The organism is Alcaligenes sp., from assembly GCF_050255915.1.
Classification (GTDB): Bacteria; Pseudomonadota; Gammaproteobacteria; order Burkholderiales; family Burkholderiaceae_B; genus Alcaligenes; species Alcaligenes aquatilis.
This window is the reverse complement of the sequence record NZ_JBFWIQ010000002.1, coordinates 313,988-336,210: the sequence shown is the minus strand read 5'-3', so window position 1 is coordinate 336,210 and position 22,223 is coordinate 313,988. Positions and strand designations below refer to the sequence as shown.

Sequence of the window (22,223 nt, the reverse complement as noted above, 5' to 3'; positions counted from 1 at the left end):
CTTCCGCCTCCCTTACATGGCGTTAGGCAAGACCAGGACAATTTGCGGGAATATCGTCACCAGAACGGTCGCCAGAACCAGCAACAGAAAAAACGGGAGCGCCATGCGTACCAGCTCGAACAGATTGCGCCCGGTAATGCTCTGGATCACAAACAAGTTAAAACCAATAGGCGGGGTAATCTGGGCCATTTCCACGGTCAGGATCAGATAAACACCAAACCAGATGGGATCAATACCGGCGGCAATCACCGCAGGCAGCAAGACCGAAGTGGTCAGCACCACAATGGAAATACCATCCAGAAAGGCGCCCAAAATCACAAAGAACACCGTCAATACAGCAATCAGGGCGTATTGGTTCAGGCCCAAAGAGCCAATCCAGGCCGCCAGATTTGCAGGCAGGCCAGTAAAGCTCATGGCACTGGTCAAATAAGCGGCGCCGATCAGAATGAAGGAAATCATGCACGAGGTGCGCGCCGCACCCAGCAAACTGGCGGTAAAGGTTTTCCAGCTCAGGGAACGACCAAAAGCGGCAATCACCAAAGAACCAATGACACCCAGCACAGCCGCTTCAGTCGCCGTGGCGATACCCCCGTAAATCGACCCGATCACCGCAATGATCAGCAAGACGACCGGCAACAGCAAGCGCAAGCGTCGTACCTTCTCGCTCAGGCTTAGTTGCTCGGTTGCCGAGGGCACACGATCCGGATGGCGGATAGACCAAAAAGCGATGTAGGCCGAAAACAGGCACATCAGCAAAAGGCCTGGCAGCACACCCGCCACAAACAGTCGAATGATGGAAACTTGTGCGGCCACCGCATACACAATCATCACAATGGAAGGCGGAATCAGCAGGCCCAAGGTCCCGGCACCGGCCAGCGAACCGATACTGATCCTGTCGTCATAGCCACGCGCCTTCAGTTCAGGCAAGGAAATACGGCCTATCGTGGCCGCCGTGGCCGCCGACGAACCGCTGACCGCCGCAAAAATACCGCAACCCAAGGTGTTGACGTGTAACAGACGGCCCGGCAAACGCTGTACCCACGGCCCCAGGCCACTGAACATGTCCTCGGCCAGGCGGGTGCGATACAGAATCTCCCCCATCCAGATAAACAGGGGCAAGGCCGTCAAGGCCCAACTGGCCGAAGAGTCCCACGCCTTGGTCGCGAAAATAATGCCTGCAGGCGCATCGGCATACAGAAAAATAGACAAGATACCGCAAGCGATCAAAACCAGCGCCACCCACACGCCACTGGCCAGCAAGGCAAGCAGAACAACAAACAGCACAATTGCCTGAGATAAATCAGCCATGCTCAGTCGCCTCCAATTCTTGACCTTGAACCACGCGCAGCAAGCGCCGCAACAACATCAAGGTCAGCAAGCCCAGACCAATGGGCATCCCCAATTGGGGAATCCACAGCGGCACTGCCACCATGCCTTGCGCCACTTCCTTGTAGATAAAGGACTCATAGACAAAGTGGGCCGTCTCCCAGGTACACCAGGCAGCCAGCACAAGCCCGATCAGCGTTGCCACTAGTTCATAAGGGCGTCGCAAACGCTCCGGGATCACCTGCAGCAACAAGGACACCCGGATATGGTCACCATGCAACATGGCGTAGGGCAGCGCCAGAAAAATCGACGCTGCCATAAACCAGCCAGCAAAATCATCCGACGCGGGGATTTGCGTAGAGAACAGGCGCGCCACGATCTGCGCCGTCACCACCACCCCGATCAAACATAGAAAGAGTGCGGCCAGTGCGCCGCATACTCTGGCCATACGCTCGAGCACAATCATGGACGCACTCCTTGTTTAGGGCTGACGGTAGGTATCAAGCAGCTTCTGACCGTCGGCACCGGCTTTCTTCAACCACTCTTCGGTCATGGTCTGGCCGATCGCCCGCATCTCGCCGGCCAGCTTTTCGCTTAACTGGCCTACCACCATGCCCTTATCGGCCATGGTCTGGGTCAGTTTGGACGTTTGCTCGCGCGACATGGCCCAACCGCGTTGTTCGGCGCGTTCACCCGCTTCCAGAACCGCTTTCTGAACATTCTCGGGCAGACGCTGAAAGGCACGCTTGTTAATGATCACAAAGCTTTGTGGAATAAACACCTGGGCATCGTAGTAGTACTTCACATAGTCCCAGGCCTGCGAGTCCACACCCGTGGCGGGCGAGGTCAGCATGGCATCGATAATGCCGGTGGAAAAAGCCTGAGGGACTTCGGGCGTTTGCACAGTGGTCGGCACGGCCCCCATCAAGGAGACCAAACGGCTGGTTGCCGGGCTATAAGCACGGAAACGCACGCCTTCCAGGTCAGACAATTGTTCCACGGGGTTTTTGGTGTAAATCCCCTGCGGAGGCCAAGGCGAGCCATACACCAGAATGATGCCTTGCTTGTCCAGGCGCTCTGCCAGGAAGGGACGTGTGGCTTTCCAGAGCTTTTCTGACTCATCGAACGACGAAGCCAGCAAGGGCACGCTATCGACTTCAAACAGGGGATCTTCATTACCGATGGCCGCCACCAGCATTTCACCAGCCTGCACCACGCCTTGCTGGACGCCACGCTTGACCTCGGGGCGCTTGAGCAGCACCGAGTTCGACTGCACGTTGATATTCAATTCGCCATTAGTCGCCGCTTTGATATCCGCCGCGAACTCGCGCGCATTTTGCGTCAGGAAATTGCTATCGGGCTGCTCGGTACTCATGTTCCAGTTGGTCGCGGCCTGAGCAGTGCCTGCCAACGCAAAGACGCAGGCAATGGAAAGTAGTTTTTTAATCATGATGTCGCTTCTCCCAAGAATTGAGGTGATGACCGCCTTATGAGCGGCCCGCATTCAGATCCCGTGACTGCAGATCCCACAGCAAAGAAAACTCGGATACATCGTTTGTTGCCACCCCTAAATCCTGCTGCAAGCGGGCAGCCAGGATACGAGCGGCGTCAAGGGTGGTCAGATCAGCCACCAGGTAAGGGTCCAGGCTGCGCTGTTGCACATCCTCGGACGGTAAAGGGGTAGAGAGCTCCGGATCAGGTGTCAGTACGCGCAAGGCCAGCAGGCCATCGGTCTGTTCCAGATAGGCGGCACATTGACGTGCCAACGCTTGTCGCTGAGCCGCTTCTGGCAGACGTACCAGCAACACAACAGCACCTGTGCCAGCACCACCGAGCAACGACACCGCCATTACGCGGCGCTGGGTATTGCTCATACGGGCAAAATTGGTATTAGACCAGTCCGTTTGCTGCTCAAAGGCTTTTTTATATTCCGCCGTCCCAAAAACACGCAAGGACTGCGTGCGATACAAAGCCAGATACTTGCGCCCGGCACCATGGCGCACATAACGACGCGACCATTGAAAACCCGGTATGGCCGCGCGTTCAGCCATGTGCTCGCGCTCATACCATTGATTGAAATCCTGCTCATGCTCAGGGGCGATATCCGTCCAGATAAACAGTTCCCCCGGTGCATCACGATCAGTACGAAAAGTAGCAGACACGAAAGCCTCCCCAAAAAGGTTATTGCACACTCTTTGTGGGAGTGTCCAACGGCTTCTAAGCAGAGTCCAAATGTTTTATTTCCACCTGGGTCGATAGGAAAAAGCGATCAGACAAAGCGAATGGCGCAGTATCTAGATTATCAAGCAAGGTGACAATCCGTACACAGGCACAGTCAAGGGGAAAACCCTCAAAGGCTAAATGGCAAAGACACGCGTGTCTGGCGGGGGTAAAGCCAGTCCAGGATGCTCGGCCGCAAAATGATGCATGCGCTCCAGCGCCACGCCAATCACTGCCTGGGCGGTCTGCGTTAAAGGGTCAGGCCGCCAACTGGCGACCAGGCGCAAGTCGGGCAAGGCATGCTCACACACAATCTCCTGATACAGCCCACTGTCCAACTGACGGCTGACTGCCGCCAAGGGCAAAGTCGCAATGCAAGGTTGAGCTTCGATCAATTGCGTGCTGGCGGCAATCGAAGAGACATAGTGAATCCGTGCCTGATCCACCGGCAAGGGTTCGAGCAATTGCACCAAGGCCAGATGCGGCTGGGAGCCACGGGGAAACGTCACCAAAGGCCAACGCTGCACCAGTTCCTGCAAGCCGCTACGTACCGGCATGGATTCATCGGCCATGCACACCCAGCCCATACGCATGGAGCCCATCGGCAGGTTGCGTATGCCATCCCCCATGATGGGGTCGGTCTGCAAGGCCACATCAATGGTGCCGCGCTTGAGCAAGTCATGCAGGCGCAAGGTGGATTCGGCGGTCAGCTCTATTTCCAGTTCGGGGTAGAGGGCATGCAACTGACGAATCAAATCCTTGAACCAGGTATGCACAATGGATTCGACCACACCCAGGCGCATACGGCCGCTTAAACGGCTGGAGCCTGCCAGGGCCTCGCGCAAATCGTGCTCCATACCCAGCATCTGCTCGGCATACTGCATCAGCTTGCGTCCTGCCGGGGTCAGGCGCAGATCACGATGACCGCGCTCAAACAGGGTTTTCTGAAACTCGCTTTCCAGAGCCGCAATCCGCCCTGAGACAGCCGCTTGCGTCAAATGCTGCTTGTTCGCGGCTGCACGAAAACTGCCCAAGCGAGCGATCCAGATAAAGGTTTCCAAAAAGCGGATATTCATGCACCTGTCCTTTCGGGCTTGATCATGGCAGCCAGATGATACTGACTGCGCTGTTCACCAGGAACAGAGACAATCAGGCCCACACCATCCCCCACAAAAGCCTGCGTAGGCAAAGCATGGCCATGCGGCTGACCAGCAGCAATCTGAGCATGGCGCAGCAAGGAGACATGCGGACGAAAAAGACGTGGTTGCCGGGTCCAGCCCAAGGCAATCAGTTTGGCCCAAATCTCTTCGTGCCACTGCTGCAAGGCCGTCAATGCCTGGCTTTGCGACGCGTCCGGCCCGGCCCACACCACTCGCGGTTTCTCAAACACATCACGCATTGTCAGGTCCATCTTGATCTGCGGCTCCGTCCATTGCGCCATCTGTGTCGCCAAGGTCTGCAGATCAGACACGCGGCTGCCATCCAGAAATGCCAGTGTTAAGTGAAAGTGATCGGGCTGCATCATGCGCCCGCCGTAAATCGCATGCGCCTGCAGCGCCTGTTCGGCCAGCCAGGCACGGGTTTGTACGTCCGGCCACCAACCGATAAATGCGCGCAAAACGTGATCGGCATCAAGCGACTGCAGGTCCAGCGTAGGCAAGGGAATCGTCATCAGCAAACCCTCAAACAAGACGGATCGAGAAAAAGGGCGTTTAGCCTAAGCCCTGCAAAGACGGCGCGCCAGATCATAAACAATATCCAAGGCCGGCAATTGCGTGCGACCTGACAAACGTACCGTGTTCGCAAATGGCCACAAAATGCCGCAGCTTGCGAAAGTCCATGCTTGCCCCCTTGCTGACGCTTGAACCGGCTTATGCACAGACCGCATCAACTTGATGTTTTTTTGGCGTTTGAGCCGCGCATTGTACCTGCATAGAATATGCTCGACCGCTTGGAAAGCCTATAAAAACACCGGAGACAACCATGGCTGTTTCCCCGACACAGCCGGGTACGCGCCACCACGTTTTAACAACCACCGGCTTGCTGTCGCTGGCAGGCAGGCCCCCTTCTTTAGAGCGCCAAGCCTTCGCAACAACCTCCCCCGACCGGGGTATGGCCCGAGACATCATCATGGCCAATACGCAGACCCTGTCGGGCTAGATTGCCAAACGCAAAGCCCCCTGTCACTGCCCTACGCATATGAGCAGGCCACGCAGTGGGTACAAAAACGCAAACCCGCCTTACTGGATTAAGCCGAGCCAGATGCAGGCAACGATCACCCGACATAACGAAGTGGATTACAAGCCCTTCATTTACAAAACCTGACGTTTTTCTCTGTTTCCAAAACGCAAAACGATAGACGCCTAAAAACTCCATACCTAATATAAGCGGAGCGGTCCGAACCCCAGACCGACACACAGCACAGGAGTAGCACGATGGGTATTATCTCCATGATTATTGTGGGCTTTATCGTAGGTTTGCTGGCACGAGCCATCATGCCCGGCGACCAAAAAATGGGATGGATAATGACAACCATCCTGGGTATTGTCGGTGCCTTTGTTGCAGGTTATCTGGGACAAGCCATGGGCTGGTACGTGCCAGGGCAAGGCGCAGGCTGGATCGGCTCCATCGTGGGTGCCATCATCGTCCTCTTTGTCTACGGACTGGTCAGCAAAAAAGCGTAAAACGCCGTATAAATACAAAACCGCAGCCTTGCAGCTAATGTGATTGGCAATCCGCAGTATCCCCACGGCCACACACTACTGGAAGGCTGCCATACCGCAGTCTGCCAGTCTGCATAAGGCGCGATTCACTGATACCTGTAGCTATCGCGACCCTGACTCACAGAAAAAACAGACGCTGTGTCATTGACCGCCAGCGCCTGAACACACAAAGCCTGACGCTCCCGGAGCCAGTCATGCCCTACACGATCACCTTAAGTCGCATTTACGACGCCATCCATGAGCCTGCCGGCAAAGCGGCCCGTGTACTCACAGACCGCCTCTGGCCGCGCGGTCTGAGCAAAGACGAGTTGGGCGACATCCAATGGCTGCACGAGGCCAGCCCGGCAAGCGAATTGCGCAAAAATTTTCATAGCGGCGCCATCTCCCCCGAGCAATTCCAGCACCGCTATCACGAACAACTGCAGCACGACCCCGACGCCTTGTTTCCCCTGATGAAACTGGCCCGCCAAGGCGAGCTGCAATTGCTAACCGCCACCCACGACCCGCAAACCTCCTATCTGACGGTGCTGAAACAGGCTGTGATCGAGGCTTTGGCCAAAGAGGATCGCCTACACGACGGCAATGAACCCAGTTCGCCGGTTTGTTACGCGCACGTAGTGAAAGAAGACAAGCAATAAGCCGTGACTGGCTATCCCTGCGGCCGCCCGACAGTATTAGCGCCAGGCGCATTGCGCGCCCCCAGCAGACGCTGCACCAACCCCTGCACACACGCCTCGCGCCGTGAGTCCGGCGCATAGTCCGCTCGCAAAGTCGACCAGGCCGGATGAATCCGTGCCTGTGCCAGCTCCTCCGGCAGACCTTGTGCCCGCCACACGTTCAACTCCCTCTGCAAGGCCTGATCGAAATTCTCGGCATCAATCTCGCCCAGGCGAATCGGCGTCTGTGCGGCATGACCGCGTCGCTCCAAAGCCGCCATCAAACTTAGCTGCCGCACGGCCAGCAAGCGCAAGACGGCATCATCCACGCTAAGCTCAGTCTCGCCCCGCAACTTGCCCATCAAACGCTGGCCCCATTTGTCCGCGCCTTGCCACAAACCACCTGCCAAGGCGCCCAGAACCGTCCCGGTTCCTAAGCTCAGACCGCCCGTCATCACATCCAGCGTCGCGCCGGCCATGGCACCGGCAGCCACACCCTTGCCCAACTGCACGCCAAACTCCTTCAAGGCCTGGGGATCAAACAAGTCCATGCCCCAACGACCACCGTCAAAATGCAGCAGATCCGCCACCACATCCTGACGGCCAAAGCTGTAGCGCTTGAGCAAAGCCTGCACACTCTTGGCCTCGCGCGCCAAGACCGGCTCCTTTAACTGCTGCGCGGCCAGTTCCATGGCCTCCTTGTCCGAGGGTGTACTGACCCGCCAGGCCGCCACATCCACCAGCAATTCTGCCAGCAGCCGCATCGCGTCTCGACGCCGCAATACCGCCTGCTGCGCCAAATCCACTTTCAACTGCTGCAACACTCCGGCCTGCGTCTCCAGCAGAACAGCAAGCTTGTCGTACAGTAAAGCCTCGCCATCCAAAGCCGGTGCCACCGTATCGAACTCCGCCAAGGCATGCAGCCCCAGACGTGCCAACGCACTGCGCCATTCCTGTACCCGCGCCTGCGGACTACGCACGAAATTGAGCACAGGCAACAAAGGCCGCCCGCTATAGGCCAACAAAGTCAGCTCGTCCTTATGCTTGCTCAAGACAGGATCGCGCGCATCCACCACATACAAACCCGCATCGCAAGATTGCAACTTGCGCAGCACACGGGCCTCCTGTTCGAAACGGCCCTGTGCCGCCGGGGACTCCAGAAAACGACGTATCCGCTCCGGTCCATCAATACGTTCACCGGGCTGGCTGAGCTGATCCATAAAGTCCAGCAAGGCCATGCTGTCTTCCAGGCCGGGGGTGTCGAACAGCTCCACCAGGGCCTCGCCGTCCACCGTCAGTCTGGCTCCTTCCACATGCCGTGTAGTGCCAGGGCTATTGCTGACCTGCCCAAACTCCGTATCCCGCGTCAGGGTACGCAGCAAAGAGGTTTTACCCGTATTGGTGTGACCCACCACCGCCAGCGTCAAAGCCGCCGCACTCATGATGGCTCCTTCGTAGACAAGTCTGGCCATTGATCGTGAATCTGCCCAGGCGCAAAGCCTGCCGCCACCAAGCGCTCATGCCAACTGCGCCGGCGCGTCTGGTCCGGGTCGGCCAAGGCGTCGTCCAGCAACACCACATCGGATTGCTGGGCCAACTGTGCCCATTCAACCAGCGTTGCCACCACACCACGGTCTGGCGTCTGGGCGGCATCACATACCATCAACAAATGGCGAGGACTGGCCAACTGCAAGCGCCCCAGAATATCCAGGCGCTCAGCGCGCGAATCCACCCGGCCCAAGTCCTGCATCTGTGTCTGCACGAAAGCAGGCGGCCAGCTATGTTCTGGCGGCAACTCCAGCCCCACCACGCACAGCGCATTAGCGGTCAAAGGCGTGCTGGGCTGACTTTGAATGCGAGCCACCCTGTCGGGCGATGCCAATTCATCCACGCCCGTCGGTTCGCTGGCTGGCATCAAGCGCGGACGCAACTCTGCCAGGCCCGGCAGGCTGTCATCCAGACTCAAGCGAGCCGTATGTTTACGCCATTGCCACAGGCTCCAGGCCAAGGCCAGCACACGAGGCAGCAAACCATAGGTGACCACCGCGCCCAACAGCCAACTGGACCACAGGGCCTGAGCCTGGGCATCCAGCACTTGCAGGCCATCGCTGCTACGTATGGTGAAGGTATCGGGCTGGGCAAAGCCCAATAAGGACGGCAGGGCACCCAGGCCTTCAACCAGCCAGACAAAGCTATCTGGCGTCAAAAGCGTGGTTTCCCAATTGAAGTGATAGCGGCGCGAAGCCAGCAATAACAGCAGGGTGCTCAAGGCTGACAAAAAGGCCAGCACCCACAAACTATGGCTGATCAGACCCGCTAGCCAGGACTGGCTACCTCGGCGTGCCAGTACGGCGGCAAAAGCCTGGGGTACCAGACTGGCATCGCCTTTGACGAAGCGGCGACTTAGCCACCACCAGGCATCACTGGCCCAACTGCCCGTGCCAGCGCTTTTGCCGGACCAGAACAAGCTGAACAGCCAGAAAATAAAGGTCAGCGCGTGCAAACCCAGCAAAGCCCCCAAGGCCGTCAATACATTCACGGCTCGACTGCCATCGCCCAGTGCTCCTGCAGCGGTCCCGGCGCCTGCCAACAAAGCCAGCACCGCCATGGCGATCAGCAGGAGGCGGGCCATACGCCACCAACGCGTCCAGGCTTGTTCCAGCCCATCGCGCCGCGCCAGAGCCAAAGCGCGTGCCGATACACGTTGAGCAAATGAACCACCCGCCGCCCGCGCACGGCGCGATTCAGACAGGTCCTCAATAGGGCCCCACAGGGTTTCGCGCAAACGTATGGCTTCCACCAGAGTTTGCTGCTGCCAGGAGCCGACGGATTCAGACGGTTTCATGGCACTGGCCACCACTTAAAGGAGTACCGGTTCGTCAGGCAAGGCATTGGCCGGCGTTGCGCCTGGCGCCTGGGATGGCGCTCCTTGCTGCAAGACCGCTTCAATCGCACTGACAGCCGCCAGCAGGCCAGACAGGTACTCGCGCGCGGCCAGGTCTTTTTCCAGTTGCTGACAGATCTGTGCCCATTGCACCGGATCGGCCTTGATGCCCCGATCCGCAATGATATGGATACGGCGCTGGCCCAGGGCCAGGTACAGCAGAACGCCAGAGTTCAAGGGCGTATCCCAGACGCGCAAACGGCCGAAAACCTCCAGCGCACGCTGGGCGCTGTCGGCCTCATGAGCGGGCAAAACCGCTTCAATCGCCACGACCAGCTCGCCACTATGATTTTCTTCACCCTTGCGAATCTGCTCGGCCAGATGGCCCAGCATTTCAGCATTGAAATATCGACGGCGCAGCCATTGGCCGTGTACCGATGCCCAGCCCGAGAGTTCTTTCCAATTCACATTCATATCGCTCCCCTGTGGCCTTACCAACTACCGGAAGCGCCACCGCCTCCGCTACCGCCACCACCACCGCCGCTGCCTCCGCCAAAACCGCCGAAGCCACCGCCGCTGCTGCCGCCATTCCCGCCAAACCCGCCGGAGGAATAACCGCCCAGGCCACCAATGACGCCACCACGGCGTGAGGCGCGCCCGGAGCTGGACTTGCCGCCTGCCCCGAAGAGTCGACCAATCATGCTCAAGCCTGCACCGACAACAGCGGCCAGCAGAGCCAAGCCAATGCTGCCCGAGACAATCAGGGTAAAGACGCCTGCGGCAAAGGCAGCAAACAAGGGAGAGGCAAAAAACACAATTGCCCCCACAGCCAGCAAAGGCTCCCAGAACACGCCTTCTTCACCTGAAGAGGTAACAGGCGCATTCTTAGGGGGAGGGGGAAGCTCTTCACCATTGACCAAGCCCACCAGACTATCGGCAGCAGCCTGAATACCCGCGTAGAAATTGCCTTCCATAAAACGAGGCGTCATCTGTTCGCGAATGATGCGGCCAGCCTGCAAATCGGTCACTGCGCCTTCCAAGCCGTAGCCGGTCTGGATACGCATGCGGCGATCATCCTTGGCCACCAACAGCAAGATGCCGTCATCCACTTTTCTGCGACCAATTTCCCACTGATCAAAAACACGCAAGGCGTATTGCTCGATGGTTTCGTCGCCCGTGGTGGGCACCATCAAAATGACCACCTGTGCGCCTTTTTCCTGCTCCACCGCCTTGAGCTGCTGGTTCAGAGCGTCTTTTTGATCCGGACTCAAGGTGCCCGTGGTATCGGTCACCCAACCCGCAATGGCGGGAATAGGCTCGGGTTTGGCATGCGCTTGTGCCCAGGGCCAGCACAAGAACAGCAGTGCCATCAACCAGCCACAAACCCAGACCAGCCTGCCAGAACGTGCAGACCCAGGCCCAGCAGTCCGTGCAAGATCGTGCACGCTCATGGTGCCACCTCCAGAATTAATCAAGACCCGGCAGGAGCAGGGGTCGCAGGGATATCAAACTTGACCTCGGGATCCCGCGTGATCTCGCTTTGACGATCCACACCGTAGTTTTCCTTGACCTTGTAACCAAATAGCTTGGCGGTAATCAGGGTAGGGAACTGACGAATGAACAGGTTGTATTCCTGCACAGCCTGTACATAACGGCCACGCTCGGTAGCGATACGGTTTTCCGTGCCTTCAAGCTGTGTCATCAAATCACGGAACAGGCCGTCGCTTTTCAGTTGTGGGTAGTTTTCCGAGACGGCAATCAAACGCGACAAGGCCGAGGACAACTGGTTCTGGGCTTGCTGGAAACGCGCCATGACTTCGGGGTTGTCCAGATCATCCACTTTCATCTGAATCGTGCCGACCTTGGCGCGAGCCTCGGTGACTTGGGTGAGCACCGCACGCTCGTTAACCATATAGGCATTGACCGAGCTGACCAGTTTGGGCACCAGTTCGGCCCGGCGCTCGTATTGATTCAAGGTTTGCGACCAAGCAGCCTTGACCTGCTCGTCCAGGCGCTGGATCTCGTTATACCCACAACCAGAGAGCAAGACCGCTACACTGCTGATAAAGACCCATCGTATCCATGATGTCATGATTTTTTCCTGCAAAAATAAGCAGATAAACAACAAAAAAGGGTTCTAACCCATTCGCTCGGGCACCTGCCAAACCGAGCCCGGCAGTGCGTGCACGCCCAGCGTAAACCGCGTCCCGCCGCATAACAAGTGCGTCTATGACGGCGCTTAACAATTTCTGTCAAATCCGGCTACGCAGCAAGCCTGACCTTTGATGCTTGAAACAGGTTGTTTTAACGCGACCACTCAAAATGATACAAGATGGTCAATGAGGATTTTTACTGATTTCACGCTATAATGGCTGATTGCGCAGCGCACCAATCACTGCGCCTCTTGCAGCAGGCGGCGTTCTTGCCCCTGCCGTGGCATCGTCGCCATAAACAAAATACCTTAGCCTGGATTGGTAGGGCCCCAAAGAGGGCTTTTGGGCTAGTCACTGGAAAATTCTTGGACTCTCAAATCACTTTTGCCTCTCTTGAGCTGGCAGAACCTCTGTTGCGTGCTGTAACCGACGCAGGCTATACCCACCCCACCCCTATTCAGGCCCAGGCTATCCCTAAGGTCATTGAAGGTGGTGACCTGTTGGCCGCTGCTCAAACCGGCACTGGCAAGACCGCAGGCTTTACCCTGCCTATCTTGCACCGTCTGCTGAACAACCCTCAGCAAAATCGTAAACCAGGCCGCCCACGTGCGCTAATCCTGGCTCCTACCCGTGAACTGGCCGCCCAGGTTGAAGAATCGGTACGTTTGTACAGCCAGCACACCCGTCTGCGCTCGATGGTCATGTTTGGTGGCGTGAACATCAACCCCCAGTTCCATGCCCTGCGCAAGCCACTGGACATTCTGGTCGCGACCCCTGGCCGTTTGCTGGATCACGTGCGTCAACGCACGGTAGACCTGACTGGCGTGGAAATTCTGGTGCTGGACGAAGCCGACCGCATGCTGGACATGGGCTTTATCCGCGACATTCGCAAGATCATCAGCCTGATGCCCGTTGAGCGTCAGACCCTGCTGTTCTCGGCTACCTTCTCGGACGAAATCCGTGAGCTGGCCCGCAGCTCGCTGAACAACCCGGTCGAAGTGGCTGTTGCTGCTCGCAACACCACCAATGAACTGATTACCCAGCAAGTGATTCTGGCTGACCAGGCACACAAACGTGACCTGCTAAGCCACATCATCCGCGAAAGCAGTTGGAACCAGGTGCTGGTGTTCTGCCGCACCAAGCACGGCGCCAACCGTTTGGCCGAAAAACTGTCCAAAGACGGTATGGCGGCTGAAGCCCTGCACGGCAACAAGAGCCAGGCGGCTCGTACCCGTGCGCTGGCCGGCTTCAAGAACGGCAAGGTTGTGGTGCTGGTTGCCACCGACATCGCCGCACGTGGTCTGGACATTGATCAACTGCCTTACGTGGTGAACTTCGAACTGCCTAACGTGCCTGAAGATTACGTTCACCGTATTGGCCGTACTGGCCGTGCCGGTAGCGAAGGCGTGGCCCTGTCGCTGGTCGATCGCAGCGAAATGCGTTTGCTCAAGCAGATCGAGCGCATGACCCGCAATCCTATCGAGCGCATCGTGGTGGAAGGCTGGACGCCTCCCTCGCGTGCTGCTCTGGCTGAAGAAGCCAAGGAAGACACCTACGCAGAGCGCCGTTTCCACAGCGCTCCTGGCCCTGGTGCTCGTGCTCCAGCAGGTGCTCGCCGCTCGGGTGGCGGTGGTGGTCAGGCTCGCTCGCCTGAAGGCCGTGGTGGTAATGGCGAAAGCCGTCCACGCCGTCCTGGCAATGACAACCGTCCACGTCGCAGCGCCGCTCCTGGTGGTGCAGGTGGTGGTGCTGCCCGTGCCGGTCAAGGCCGCCCCGGTGGCCGTCAGGACAGCCGTGGCCCGAACCGCAGCAACCGCAGCGCCGCCCAAGCCAAAGCCTAAACCCTGCAAAAGGGGCTGTGCCTGCCAAAGGCGGGCACAGCGCCCGCCTTTGAACCGAGCACACCATGGCACTGAGCACCTGGCTCGCCTTTTTCGCGGCTTCCTGGGTCATTTCCTTCTCACCCGGTCCCGGCGCGATCTCCTCCATGTCCTCGGGCCTGAAATACGGCTTCAAACGTGGGTATTGGATGGCAATTGGCCTGAATATCGGAATCATGATCCAGATATTCATCATCAGCCTGGGGCTTGGACAAGTCCTGGCGCGCTCGGAACTGGCGTTCACCACGCTTAAGTGGCTGGGCGCGGCGTACCTGATTTATCTGGGCTGGAAGCAATTACGCACTGACGCCATGCCGGTGCAGGTCACAGGCCAGGCACCCAGCGATTTTCGCATTCGTGATCTATTGCTTCGTGGTTGTCTGATCAATATCACCAACCCCAAGGGGCTGGTATTTCTGCTGGCCATCATGCCCCAGTTTCTGGACTTGAATCGGCCCATGCCACTGCAATACCTGCTGATCGCCATGACCCTGTGCTTTACGGACCTGGTGGCCATGGGTTGCTACACCTCGCTGGCCGCGCGCATGTTGCATTTGCTCCGTCAGGCCAGCCACGTACGGCTGCTGAACCGCGTATTCGGTTCGCTATTTATCTTGGCAGGGACGGTATTGGCCGGCGTGTCGCGTTAGCCTTGTGCACGCATCAACTTGCCCCCAAGCCCTGCTTTACGGATAATTCGCTCACTGTTTTCCACGCGCCAGACTGGCGCTGCCACAAGGATTTTCAATGTCGTCCGGTGACATACGCTCTGAAGTCAAGAAACGCCGCACCTTTGCCATCATTTCGCACCCTGACGCGGGTAAGACCACACTGACTGAAAAACTGCTGCTGTTCGCAGGTGCGATTCAGATTGCAGGGAGCGTCAAGGCCCGTAAAGCCAGCCGCCACGCCTCTTCGGACTGGATGGAAATTGAAAAACAACGTGGTATTTCGGTGGCCTCCTCGGTCATGCAGATGGAGTACCGCGACTGCGTGATCAACTTGCTCGACACCCCTGGTCACCAGGACTTCTCGGAAGATACCTACCGTGTGCTGACCGCTGTGGACGCCGCCTTGATGGTGATTGACGCGGCCAACGGTGTGGAACCGCAGACCATCCGCCTCTTGCAAGTGTGCCGGGCTCGCAATACGCCCATCATCACCTTTGTGAACAAGCTGGACCGCGAAGTTCAAGAGCCGCTGGATGTGCTGTCGGAAATTGAGTCGCACCTGGGTATGGAAGTAGTGCCTTTTTCCTGGCCTATCGGGATGGCGCGTCGCTTTGGCGGTGTGTTCAATCTGCGCGCCAATCATATGCGTGTGTTCAAACCCGGTCAGGAACGCCATGGCCAGGATGAAATCATCCCCGGCCTGGACAACCCCGTGATTGCCGAGCGTTTTGGCGAACCCTTTGAAAAGGCACAGGAAGAGATTGAGCTGCTCAACGCCGCCGCCCCAGAGTTCGACCTGGAAATGTTCCTGGCTGGCCAGCAAACGCCTGTTTTCTTTGGCTCGGCCATCAATAACTTTGGTGTGCAGGAAGTGCTGGACGCGCTGGTTGACCTGGCCCCTTCTCCAGGTCCACGCGCCGCCTTGCAGCGCGAAGTGCAGCCCGACGAACCCAAGTTCAGTGGTGTGGTGTTCAAGGTGCAAGCCAATATGGACCCCGCCCACCGTGACCGCGTGGCCTTTGTGCGCGTCAGCTCGGGCCATTTCAAGCGCGGCATGAAACTGAAAGTGTCACGTACTGGCAAGGAAATTCGCCCCAACAACGTGGTGTCCTTCCTGTCGCAACGTCGTGAACTGCTGGACGATGCCTTTGCCGGTGACATCATCGGTGTCCCCAATCACGGCATCCTGCAATTGGGCGACGTGCTGACTGAAGGCGAAAACCTGCAGTTCACCGGCTTGCCATTCTTTGCCCCTGAACTGTTCCAGTCCATTGAGGTCAAAGATCCTTTGCGCACTAAACAGTTGCGTACCGGCCTGACCCAACTGGGTGAAGAGGGCGCCATTCAGGTGTTCCGTCCCCATATGGCAGGGGGCATGATGCTCCTGGGTGCTGTCGGCCAACTGCAGTTTGAAGTGGTGGCACACCGCCTGAAAACCGAATACGGTGTGGAAGCACGCCTATCGTCCAGCCGCTTTAACCTGGCTCGTTGGGTCACCGCCAAAGACCCTAAAGACATGAAGAAGTTTATCGAGACCAACGCCGGCAATATTGCCTATGACGTGGTCGAGGCCATTGCCTTTTTAGCAACATCGCCTGCGCAACTGCGTGTGGCTCAGGAGCTCAATCCAGGCATTGAATTTCACGCATTACGTGAACACGGTGGACACGTTTTCGGGGATGCCGTCTAATTCTGTCACAAGAACAGGGCCGACATTTCGCTACAATGACGGCTCTTTTCTTTTAATAACGCGCATCCGACCCATCGGATCGCTCCTGACTCAAAACCGAGACATCGCTTATGCCCTGGCGTTTTATCATTGCTGTCTTGCTGCTGGCCGCAGGTGCCTCAGTGTGGGGCGGCCTGGAACTGGGGAACTGGCTCATCGCGCACGGCCCAGAGAAGTCTATGGTGGTCAGTACGCCTGATCCGTCCGATCTGCCTACGCTCGATGCCGATGGCAAGCCCTTTACCGCCCAGCCGCCACAACCCTTGATCAACGGTCGCTTAGGCGTGCCACAAGCCCCAACGCCGATTGCTTGGGAAATCGACACGTCTACCCTTACTGAAGAGCAGCCTCCCATTGCTTTGGCCACAACCTCCATTTCGCTGGAGCAGGCGATACAAATCGCCATGGCTGAGCAGAACCGGGAGTTGCAAGGAATTGCCCGCGTGAATCTGGGTGGCACCGAGCCCATTCAGCCGGTCGATGTCGGCACACCACCGCCACCACCACCACAAGATATTCAAGTGGCCAGCAACAATGGCGGCGCCTGGCAGGCACAACTGCAGCAAGAGTTAAATGCCTGTAGCCAAAAAGGATTTTTTGATCGCCCAAGTTGCTCCTGGGACGCCCGGAATAAATATTGCGGTCCAAACGATGCATGGGGCAAGGTTCCTGGCTGTCCAAAAAAATCCTTCTAAAGAAACAGCCGCGTTTTTTGACCACTACCACCCTTTACCCTTAAGCACTGCACGTCCAAGGCCGCGCACTGCGAATGGCAGGGAAAATAAAAAAGCACCCGTTAGAGAACGGGTGCTTTTTATTGTCTGAGCAACCAGCAAGCTTACTCGCCGTGATCGCCCATCTGTGATTGCAGGTAGTTCTGCAGTCCCACTTTTTCGATTAGCTCCAGCTGTGTACCCAGCCAATCGATGTGTTCTTCGGTATCGTCCAAAATCTTCAAAAACAAATCACGCGAGACATAATCGCGGGTGGACTCACAGTACTCAATCGCTTCCACCACCGTCTGACGGGCAGCCTGTTCCAGCTTCAAGTCACAGCCCAGCAGTTCAGGCACGTTCTCACCGATCATGATCTTGTGCATGTCCTGCAGGTTGGGCAGGCCGTCCAACATGAAGATACGTTCGATCAGCATATCGGCGTGTTTCATCTCGCCGATGGACTCGTCATACTCATGTTTGCCCAGCTTGTTAAAGCCCCAATGGTTCAACATGCGAGCGTGCAAGAAGTATTGATTGATTGCTGTTAGTTCGTTCTTTAGCTGCTTGTTCAGATGCTGAATTACCACTTTATCGCCAAACATGCTGTTCTCCTGTAAATCTGACGGCGCTCCCCCCAAGGAGCCGCCGAGCCCCCACAAACGCTACTTCCGCCAGTGATCGCACACAAGCGCGATATAGGCAAAAACACAGTGAGGGGTGAATGTGACAGGCTACCATGCACGCATGGGCAATGGCTTAAAAAACAAAGAAGCACCCAGAAAGCGTTGCACTTTTGGGTTAGTAGCAGGAACAATAACAATCATTCCCACTAGCAACAGCGGGAATGTGAAATCCTGATCAAAAACACGCGCTTAGGCGCGACAAACAAGGCGGCCGAACTCAGGGGCAGGGATCAGGCTGTCGTTGGCAGCGTAATCCACCCGGGCGGTTTCAAGGCTAGCAATCATGGTTTGATTGGCATAGCGCCCGCCGGGCAAATAATCCTGAGCGGTCTCGGCGCAGCAGCCACAGCAAGACGCCACGCCAAGCTGACCTTGCAGGTCTGCCAGGCTGGAAGCGCCGCCACGTACAGCTTCTTGTACTTGACGCTCGGTGATCGCGTTACATATGCAGATAAACATGAGAACTATTATTATCAAGAAACATAAAAATATCAAGAGTCATTCTCATTAAGAAAGCTATCACGCCAACATATATCCAAGAAGCGCTTTCCGCCTGCCTTTGCAGGCTGGCCCAACACCGACAAACGCATCAATTCTGCAACAAGTGGTCCATCAACAAGCGCGCAGCGGGCGACAAGCTCTCGGCAACACTGCCTGCTTTCCAACAATCGCTCCATGGGACGCACTCCCACCGTCGAGTCAGACGTGCCACGATTTTGCTCAAAGATCCCCCTGAAACCCTAATTCCGGCGCGATTTCGGAGCGAAATCGACTGCATCGTCTCCTTATACCCCTAAGTTTCTTAGGGTCGTTTTTATATCACAAAGCCACCTAACTGCTTGAACCCCCTACAAGCAAATGCTACAAATGAAACATTAATGAGAATCATTTATATTTAGATTGCAAATCCATGCGTATTTCTTATCTTGTTGGCCTGAGCCTGCTCAGTGCAGGCAGCAGTTGGGCACAATCTTCCGAGGCTCCCCCGGTCACGTCTTTGTCCACTATTGAAGTCAAAGCCAGCGAATACATTGATTTGCCGCCTGCGTACGAAGGCAATCATGTCGCTACCGGCGGCAATCTGGGTTTGCTGGGCAACCGGGATGTCATGAACACCCCCTTTAGCACCATCAACTACACCAGCGACTACATCGAGGACCTGCAAGGCCAGGAACTGCGCATTCTGATCAGCAAGAACGACCCTTCCGTGCAGACACCCGGTGCAGGTGGAACAGGTGGGAAAGACACTCTGTATATACGGGGTTTCCGTGCCGGTGACGTGTCTCTAAATGGTTTGCAAGGCTTGACCAGTGGCCGCCGCCTGATGGCCATCGCAGAGCGTTTAGAAATTCTCAAAGGCCCCTCTGCCGTTCTGAACGGCATGAATGCCAGCAATGATGTGGGTGGCTCGATCAATCTGGTGACCAAGCGCGCCACGGACGATCCCATTAGCAACGTCACCCTGTCCTACATCCAGCCCTCCCAATTCGGGACGCATCTGGATCTGGGCCGTCGTTTCGGGGAATCCAATGAGCTGGGCCTGCGCTTGAATGGCGTGTTCAAGGACGGCGAGGGCGTGGTGGATCACCGTACCAATCGCGACAAACTGATCTCGCTGGGAGCGGACTACCGTCTGGGATCGCTCAAGTTGTCCGCCGACCTGTATCACCTGGAAGAGTACATTTCCGGCCTGAATCGAGGTGTGCGTCTGGCCAAGGGTCTGGACAAGAACCCACTGCCTACGCCTCCCAAAGGCGATGTCTTGTTGGGTGTCCCTTGGGCTGCCGGCCTGACGCGTGAAACCACGGCGCTGATCCGTGCAGACTGGGCTGCCAGCGACAAGCTGGCCCTGTACGGTTCGGCAGGTTACAGCAAGTCCGAGATGAACAACTACAACACCAAGGGCAGCACCTTGCTGAACGAGCAAGGGGACCTGAAGCTGGCCGCGACTCGGCGCAACAATACTGGCTACAACCTAGCTGCCAATACCGGCCTGTTCTACAGCTTCGACACCGGCTCGGTGCAGCACACCATCAGCGCCGGGCTGGACTGGAATCGTAAAAGCTCGCGCAGCGACAACACCTCCATCAAGGGCTGGTCTGAGACCATCAATATCTATGATCCGGACTACCCGGCACGCCCTTATGTCCCCATGAATGGGCTAAGTGCGCCTAATGTCAGCTATCTGTACAGTGCGGCGCTGGCCGATACCCTGTCTTTTGCAGACGGCAAATATCAGTTGACCCTGGGTCTGCGCCAGCAATGGGTCAGCACCAAGGATAAAAGCGGCAAAAGCGATAATTACCGCAAGAACGCCCTAACACCCACTATTGCCGGTGTCTGGCAACTGCAGGACGACTGGATGCTGTACGCCAACTATGCCGAAGGTCTAACCCAGGGCATGATTGTGGGCGACGACTACGCCAACGAAGGTCAAGTCTTCGCCCCCCAGAAAACACGCCAATACGAGATCGGGATGAAGTACGACAGTGGCGACTACGCACTGACCGCCGCCCTGTTCGACATTACCCAACCCAATAGCTACGAGAGCAATGAGCGCTTCAATGGCAAGCCCAACTTGAGCTACGACGGTCGTCAGCGCAACCGAGGCGTGGAAGTACAGGTGTTTGGCCAGATTGCCAAGAACTGGCGCCTGACTGGCGGTATCGCCTACCTGGATCCGAAAATCCGCAAGGCCAGCAACCCGGATACCGAAGGGCGTAGCGCCGTGGGCCTGTCCCGCTGGGTTGCCAAGGCCGGGATTGAATGGGACACCCCCTTTGTTCAAGGCCTGACCTTAAATGCCAATCTGCACACCCAGTCCAAGCAATATGCCAACGCCAGCAACAGTTACTACATGCCGGGCGTGACCACTTATGACCTGGGCATGCGCTACAAAACACGTTTTGCCGGCAAGGAAGTGACCTTGCGCGCCAGCCTGGAAAACGTAGGCAATAAAGCCTACTGGGTCGTGCCTTTAAGCAATGGCCAAGGCTCACCACGTACCTTCCTGGCTTCGGCCACCATGAAATTCTAAATAGACCAACAATAACCCTGCGATCCAGTGACTCCGTCTGGATGGCAGGCGCTAACTTTGCTTTTGCAGGGCCTGTTCATGCGTGTATGCAGGCCCTGTTTTTTTTATTGTTTCCAAGGTCTTGCCAAGTATCTTGGGCCTGCTGTGGCTGTCGCCCTAGACTCCCGCCGCTGCCCGCATCTTGCGCTGTGAAGCCGGTGCCAAACCTTCCGCCTCCCGGTATTTGGCCACTGTACGGCGCGCCAACGTCAGGCCCTGAGCCTGCAAGAGATCGGTAATCTGCTGGTCCGACAAAGGCTTGGCCGGTGGCTCGTCACGAATCATCTGTACAATCTGCGCCCGCACCGAAGCAGCGGACATATCGGCCTTGCCATCCACACTGGCCAAGGCCACGGTAAAGAACTGTTTAAGCTCCATCACCCCATGCGGTGTTTGCATGTACTTTTGCCGCGTTGCACGAGAAATCGTGGACTCGTGCAAATCCAGCTCGGCTGCCAGATCGGCCAACTGCATGGGTTTCAAGGCCGACACACCCTGCGTGAAGAAATCCTGCTGCATCTGCACGATCGCTTGTGCTACGCGCAAAATCGTCACAAAGCGACTGTTGACGCTGCGCAGCAAGCCGGTCGCTTTTTGGCGCTCTGCCAATAAGGCTGGGTGCGCTTCAATTTCATAATCGTGCAGGTTCACCAGTTGCAGGCGCGGTACAGCCAAGGGATTCAAGGCCGCCTGCCAGCTATCCTTGCCACGAATCAGCAAGACGTCCGGCACGACATACGCCGAGACGTTCTGCGTCCAGGCACGCCCCGGCTTGGGGTCCAGTTTAAGGATCAAATGATGGGCCCGCTCCACCAGCTCGGCCGGATAGAGGCCTGCACAGCGCTGACGCAGTTGACTGGGCGAGGCCAGAACGCCGACATGCTCACGCACCAGATAGCGGGCGCAATCAAACAAGGCGGGCTCCAGTTGCTGGGCCTGTTGCATCAGTTGCAAGCTCAGGCACTCGGCCAGATCCCGCGCACCGACACCGGCCGGGTCCAAAGACTGCACCTGTGCCAGCGCGCAGCGCAAATCACTTTCATCAATATCCAGCTCAGCGGGCAGGCAGGCCAGCACCTCGTCCAAAGAGACGGGCAGGTAGCCGTTATCGTCCAGCTCGTCGATTAACAACTGTGCCAGGACCCGGTCACGGTCGCTCAAACGCAACAATCCCAACTGCTCGCTTAGATAAGCAGCCAGGTCCTGGTCAATGGCCGATTCGGGGGACCAATCAGTGTCATGCGAATCCCCTTGGTGCTTGGGAAACTCCAGACTCGCCCACGAGGATTCCGCCTCGCCCGAAGCGGCTTCGGGCAATGGCTCGGCGGCGACATCCATCTGCACGTCCAAACGTTCCAGCAAAGGGTTGTCCAGCAAAGCTTGAGCCAACTCCTGCTCCAGCTCGGCCCCCGATAGCTGCAACACTTTAATAGACTGTTGCAATTGCGGCGTCAAAACCAGCGTTTGCTGCTGGCGTAAATCTAGTGACTGACGCGTAAGCATAGG

22 protein-coding genes are annotated in these 22,223 nt (G+C 57.1%); 8 read left to right on the top strand and 14 right to left on the bottom strand.

The features are described from left to right. Positions 1 to 12: 12 nt before the first annotated feature. The 6 genes from AB7E06_RS03745 to thpR form a co-directional block, all read right to left on the bottom strand. Positions 13 to 1,308, bottom strand: coding sequence for a TRAP transporter large permease (locus tag AB7E06_RS03745; RefSeq protein ID WP_108727087.1), 1,296 nt, complete (start codon positions 1,306 to 1,308; stop codon positions 13 to 15). Beyond that, entirely contained in the window at positions 1,301 to 1,792 is a 492-nt protein-coding gene (locus AB7E06_RS03740; RefSeq protein ID WP_094195276.1) for a TRAP transporter small permease, read from the bottom strand. The genes AB7E06_RS03745 and AB7E06_RS03740 overlap by 8 nt, the downstream gene beginning before the upstream one ends. A 15-nt stretch (positions 1,793 to 1,807) precedes the next feature. Beyond that, the gene (locus AB7E06_RS03735) at positions 1,808 to 2,776 is read right to left on the bottom strand and encodes a TRAP transporter substrate-binding protein (protein ID WP_108727086.1); all 969 of its coding nucleotides are present in this window, start codon (positions 2,774 to 2,776) and stop codon (positions 1,808 to 1,810) included. A 37-nt stretch (positions 2,777 to 2,813) separates the two neighbouring features. Beyond that, entirely contained in the window at positions 2,814 to 3,488 is a 675-nt protein-coding gene (locus AB7E06_RS03730; protein ID WP_094195274.1) for a DUF4286 family protein, read from the bottom strand. 195 nt (positions 3,489 to 3,683) lie between these two features. Next, complete coding sequence (locus tag AB7E06_RS03725) at positions 3,684 to 4,622, bottom strand: LysR family transcriptional regulator (protein ID WP_230019486.1); 939 nt, start codon at positions 4,620 to 4,622, stop codon at positions 3,684 to 3,686. Beyond that, a complete protein-coding gene (gene thpR, locus AB7E06_RS03720) occupies positions 4,619 to 5,218 on the bottom strand; it encodes an RNA 2',3'-cyclic phosphodiesterase (protein WP_249460826.1) in 600 nt (199 codons plus the stop codon). Before thpR ends, AB7E06_RS03725 begins: the two co-directional genes overlap by 4 nt. A gap of 311 nt (positions 5,219 to 5,529) precedes the next feature. Here thpR and AB7E06_RS03715 point away from each other — a divergent pair, with 311 nt between their 5' ends. The 3 genes from AB7E06_RS03715 to AB7E06_RS03705 all read left to right on the top strand — a co-directional run bounded on the left by AB7E06_RS03715 (position 5,530) and on the right by AB7E06_RS03705 (position 6,907). Further along, the gene (locus AB7E06_RS03715; RefSeq protein ID WP_159063886.1) at positions 5,530 to 5,706 is read left to right on the top strand and encodes a hypothetical protein; all 177 of its coding nucleotides are present in this window, start codon (positions 5,530 to 5,532) and stop codon (positions 5,704 to 5,706) included. A gap of 275 nt (positions 5,707 to 5,981) precedes the next feature. Beyond that, positions 5,982 to 6,230, top strand: a complete 249-nt coding sequence (locus tag AB7E06_RS03710) for a GlsB/YeaQ/YmgE family stress response membrane protein (protein WP_123050762.1) — start codon at positions 5,982 to 5,984, stop codon at positions 6,228 to 6,230. 233 nt (positions 6,231 to 6,463) lie between these two features. Next, on the top strand, positions 6,464 to 6,907 hold the full coding sequence (locus AB7E06_RS03705; RefSeq protein ID WP_108727084.1) for a DUF488 domain-containing protein: 444 nt from the start codon (positions 6,464 to 6,466) through the stop codon (positions 6,905 to 6,907). 11 nt (positions 6,908 to 6,918) lie between these two features. On the opposite strand, the gene AB7E06_RS03700 is transcribed toward AB7E06_RS03705, so the two are convergent. From AB7E06_RS03700 to AB7E06_RS03680, 5 genes are read right to left on the bottom strand one after another with little or no spacing between them, the layout of a single operon-like run. Continuing rightward, positions 6,919 to 8,367: a DUF3482 domain-containing protein gene (locus AB7E06_RS03700; RefSeq protein ID WP_121737685.1), complete on the bottom strand. Its 1,449-nt coding sequence runs from the start codon at positions 8,365 to 8,367 to the stop codon at positions 6,919 to 6,921. Beyond that, positions 8,364 to 9,770 carry a DUF2868 domain-containing protein gene (locus AB7E06_RS03695; protein ID WP_427955178.1) on the bottom strand — a complete coding sequence of 469 codons (1,407 nt, stop codon included), beginning with the start codon at positions 9,768 to 9,770 and terminating at the stop codon, positions 8,364 to 8,366. Before AB7E06_RS03695 ends, AB7E06_RS03700 begins: the two co-directional genes overlap by 4 nt. A gap of 15 nt (positions 9,771 to 9,785) precedes the next feature. After that, on the bottom strand, positions 9,786 to 10,283 hold the full coding sequence (locus AB7E06_RS03690; RefSeq protein ID WP_121737683.1) for a TPM domain-containing protein: 498 nt from the start codon (positions 10,281 to 10,283) through the stop codon (positions 9,786 to 9,788). A 17-nt stretch (positions 10,284 to 10,300) separates the two neighbouring features. After that, a complete protein-coding gene (locus tag AB7E06_RS03685) occupies positions 10,301 to 11,260 on the bottom strand; it encodes a TPM domain-containing protein (protein WP_427955175.1) in 960 nt (319 codons plus the stop codon). Between the two features lie 20 nt (positions 11,261 to 11,280). Further along, a complete protein-coding gene (locus AB7E06_RS03680) occupies positions 11,281 to 11,901 on the bottom strand; it encodes a LemA family protein (RefSeq protein WP_094195266.1) in 621 nt (206 codons plus the stop codon). A 426-nt stretch (positions 11,902 to 12,327) separates the two neighbouring features. On the opposite strand from AB7E06_RS03680, the gene AB7E06_RS03675 reads away from it, so the two are divergent. The 4 genes from AB7E06_RS03675 (at position 12,328) to AB7E06_RS03660 (ending at position 16,937) form a co-directional block, all read left to right on the top strand. Continuing rightward, entirely contained in the window at positions 12,328 to 13,803 is a 1,476-nt protein-coding gene (locus AB7E06_RS03675; RefSeq protein ID WP_230019491.1) for a DEAD/DEAH box helicase, read from the top strand. A gap of 65 nt (positions 13,804 to 13,868) precedes the next feature. Then, positions 13,869 to 14,492 (top strand): LysE family transporter, encoded by a 624-nt coding sequence (locus tag AB7E06_RS03670; RefSeq protein ID WP_094195264.1) that lies wholly within the window; start codon positions 13,869 to 13,871, stop codon positions 14,490 to 14,492. 97 nt (positions 14,493 to 14,589) lie between these two features. Beyond that, a complete protein-coding gene (locus AB7E06_RS03665; RefSeq protein ID WP_094195263.1) occupies positions 14,590 to 16,203 on the top strand; it encodes a peptide chain release factor 3 in 1,614 nt (537 codons plus the stop codon). 110 nt (positions 16,204 to 16,313) lie between these two features. Continuing rightward, positions 16,314 to 16,937 carry a hypothetical protein gene (locus AB7E06_RS03660; protein WP_094195262.1) on the top strand — a complete coding sequence of 208 codons (624 nt, stop codon included), beginning with the start codon at positions 16,314 to 16,316 and terminating at the stop codon, positions 16,935 to 16,937. Between the two features lie 143 nt (positions 16,938 to 17,080). On the opposite strand, the gene bfr is transcribed toward AB7E06_RS03660, so the two are convergent. Together bfr and AB7E06_RS03650 are read right to left on the bottom strand one after the other, a co-directional pair. Beyond that, on the bottom strand, positions 17,081 to 17,560 hold the full coding sequence (gene bfr, locus AB7E06_RS03655; RefSeq protein ID WP_094195261.1) for a bacterioferritin: 480 nt from the start codon (positions 17,558 to 17,560) through the stop codon (positions 17,081 to 17,083). Positions 17,561 to 17,830: 270 nt separating this feature from the next. Continuing rightward, complete coding sequence (locus AB7E06_RS03650; RefSeq protein WP_009460253.1) at positions 17,831 to 18,100, bottom strand: (2Fe-2S)-binding protein; 270 nt, start codon at positions 18,098 to 18,100, stop codon at positions 17,831 to 17,833. Between the two features lie 451 nt (positions 18,101 to 18,551). On the opposite strand from AB7E06_RS03650, the gene AB7E06_RS03645 reads away from it, so the two are divergent. Beyond that, positions 18,552 to 20,678 (top strand): TonB-dependent receptor, encoded by a 2,127-nt coding sequence (locus tag AB7E06_RS03645; RefSeq protein WP_427955167.1) that lies wholly within the window; start codon positions 18,552 to 18,554, stop codon positions 20,676 to 20,678. A 156-nt stretch (positions 20,679 to 20,834) separates the two neighbouring features. On the opposite strand, the gene rpoN is transcribed toward AB7E06_RS03645, so the two are convergent. Beyond that, complete coding sequence (gene rpoN / locus AB7E06_RS03640; RefSeq protein WP_427955164.1) at positions 20,835 to 22,220, bottom strand: RNA polymerase factor sigma-54; 1,386 nt, start codon at positions 22,218 to 22,220, stop codon at positions 20,835 to 20,837. Positions 22,221 to 22,223: the final 3 nt, after the last annotated feature.

Coding starts and splice junctions, on each gene's coding strand:
- AB7E06_RS03715 (WP_159063886.1), top strand. CDS start 5,530: ATGGCTGTTTCCCCGACACAGCCGGGTACGCGCCACCACGTTTTAACA.
- AB7E06_RS03735 (WP_108727086.1), bottom strand. CDS start 2,776: ATGATTAAAAAACTACTTTCCATTGCCTGCGTCTTTGCGTTGGCAGGC.
- AB7E06_RS03745 (WP_108727087.1), bottom strand. CDS start 1,308: ATGGCTGATTTATCTCAGGCAATTGTGCTGTTTGTTGTTCTGCTTGCC.
- AB7E06_RS03705 (WP_108727084.1), top strand. CDS start 6,464: ATGCCCTACACGATCACCTTAAGTCGCATTTACGACGCCATCCATGAG.
- AB7E06_RS03685 (WP_427955175.1), bottom strand. CDS start 11,260: ATGAGCGTGCACGATCTTGCACGGACTGCTGGGCCTGGGTCTGCACGT.
- AB7E06_RS03700 (WP_121737685.1), bottom strand. CDS start 8,367: ATGAGTGCGGCGGCTTTGACGCTGGCGGTGGTGGGTCACACCAATACG.
- AB7E06_RS03650 (WP_009460253.1), bottom strand. CDS start 18,100: ATGTTTATCTGCATATGTAACGCGATCACCGAGCGTCAAGTACAAGAA.
- AB7E06_RS03690 (WP_121737683.1), bottom strand. CDS start 10,283: ATGAATGTGAATTGGAAAGAACTCTCGGGCTGGGCATCGGTACACGGC.
- thpR (WP_249460826.1), bottom strand. CDS start 5,218: ATGACGATTCCCTTGCCTACGCTGGACCTGCAGTCGCTTGATGCCGAT.
- rpoN (WP_427955164.1), bottom strand. CDS start 22,220: ATGCTTACGCGTCAGTCACTAGATTTACGCCAGCAGCAAACGCTGGTT.
- AB7E06_RS03665 (WP_094195263.1), top strand. CDS start 14,590: ATGTCGTCCGGTGACATACGCTCTGAAGTCAAGAAACGCCGCACCTTT.
- AB7E06_RS03670 (WP_094195264.1), top strand. CDS start 13,869: ATGGCACTGAGCACCTGGCTCGCCTTTTTCGCGGCTTCCTGGGTCATT.
- bfr (WP_094195261.1), bottom strand. CDS start 17,560: ATGTTTGGCGATAAAGTGGTAATTCAGCATCTGAACAAGCAGCTAAAG.
- AB7E06_RS03645 (WP_427955167.1), top strand. CDS start 18,552: ATGCGTATTTCTTATCTTGTTGGCCTGAGCCTGCTCAGTGCAGGCAGC.
- AB7E06_RS03740 (WP_094195276.1), bottom strand. CDS start 1,792: ATGATTGTGCTCGAGCGTATGGCCAGAGTATGCGGCGCACTGGCCGCA.
- AB7E06_RS03660 (WP_094195262.1), top strand. CDS start 16,314: ATGCCCTGGCGTTTTATCATTGCTGTCTTGCTGCTGGCCGCAGGTGCC.
- AB7E06_RS03725 (WP_230019486.1), bottom strand. CDS start 4,622: ATGAATATCCGCTTTTTGGAAACCTTTATCTGGATCGCTCGCTTGGGC.
- AB7E06_RS03710 (WP_123050762.1), top strand. CDS start 5,982: ATGGGTATTATCTCCATGATTATTGTGGGCTTTATCGTAGGTTTGCTG.
- AB7E06_RS03695 (WP_427955178.1), bottom strand. CDS start 9,770: ATGAAACCGTCTGAATCCGTCGGCTCCTGGCAGCAGCAAACTCTGGTG.
- AB7E06_RS03680 (WP_094195266.1), bottom strand. CDS start 11,901: ATGACATCATGGATACGATGGGTCTTTATCAGCAGTGTAGCGGTCTTG.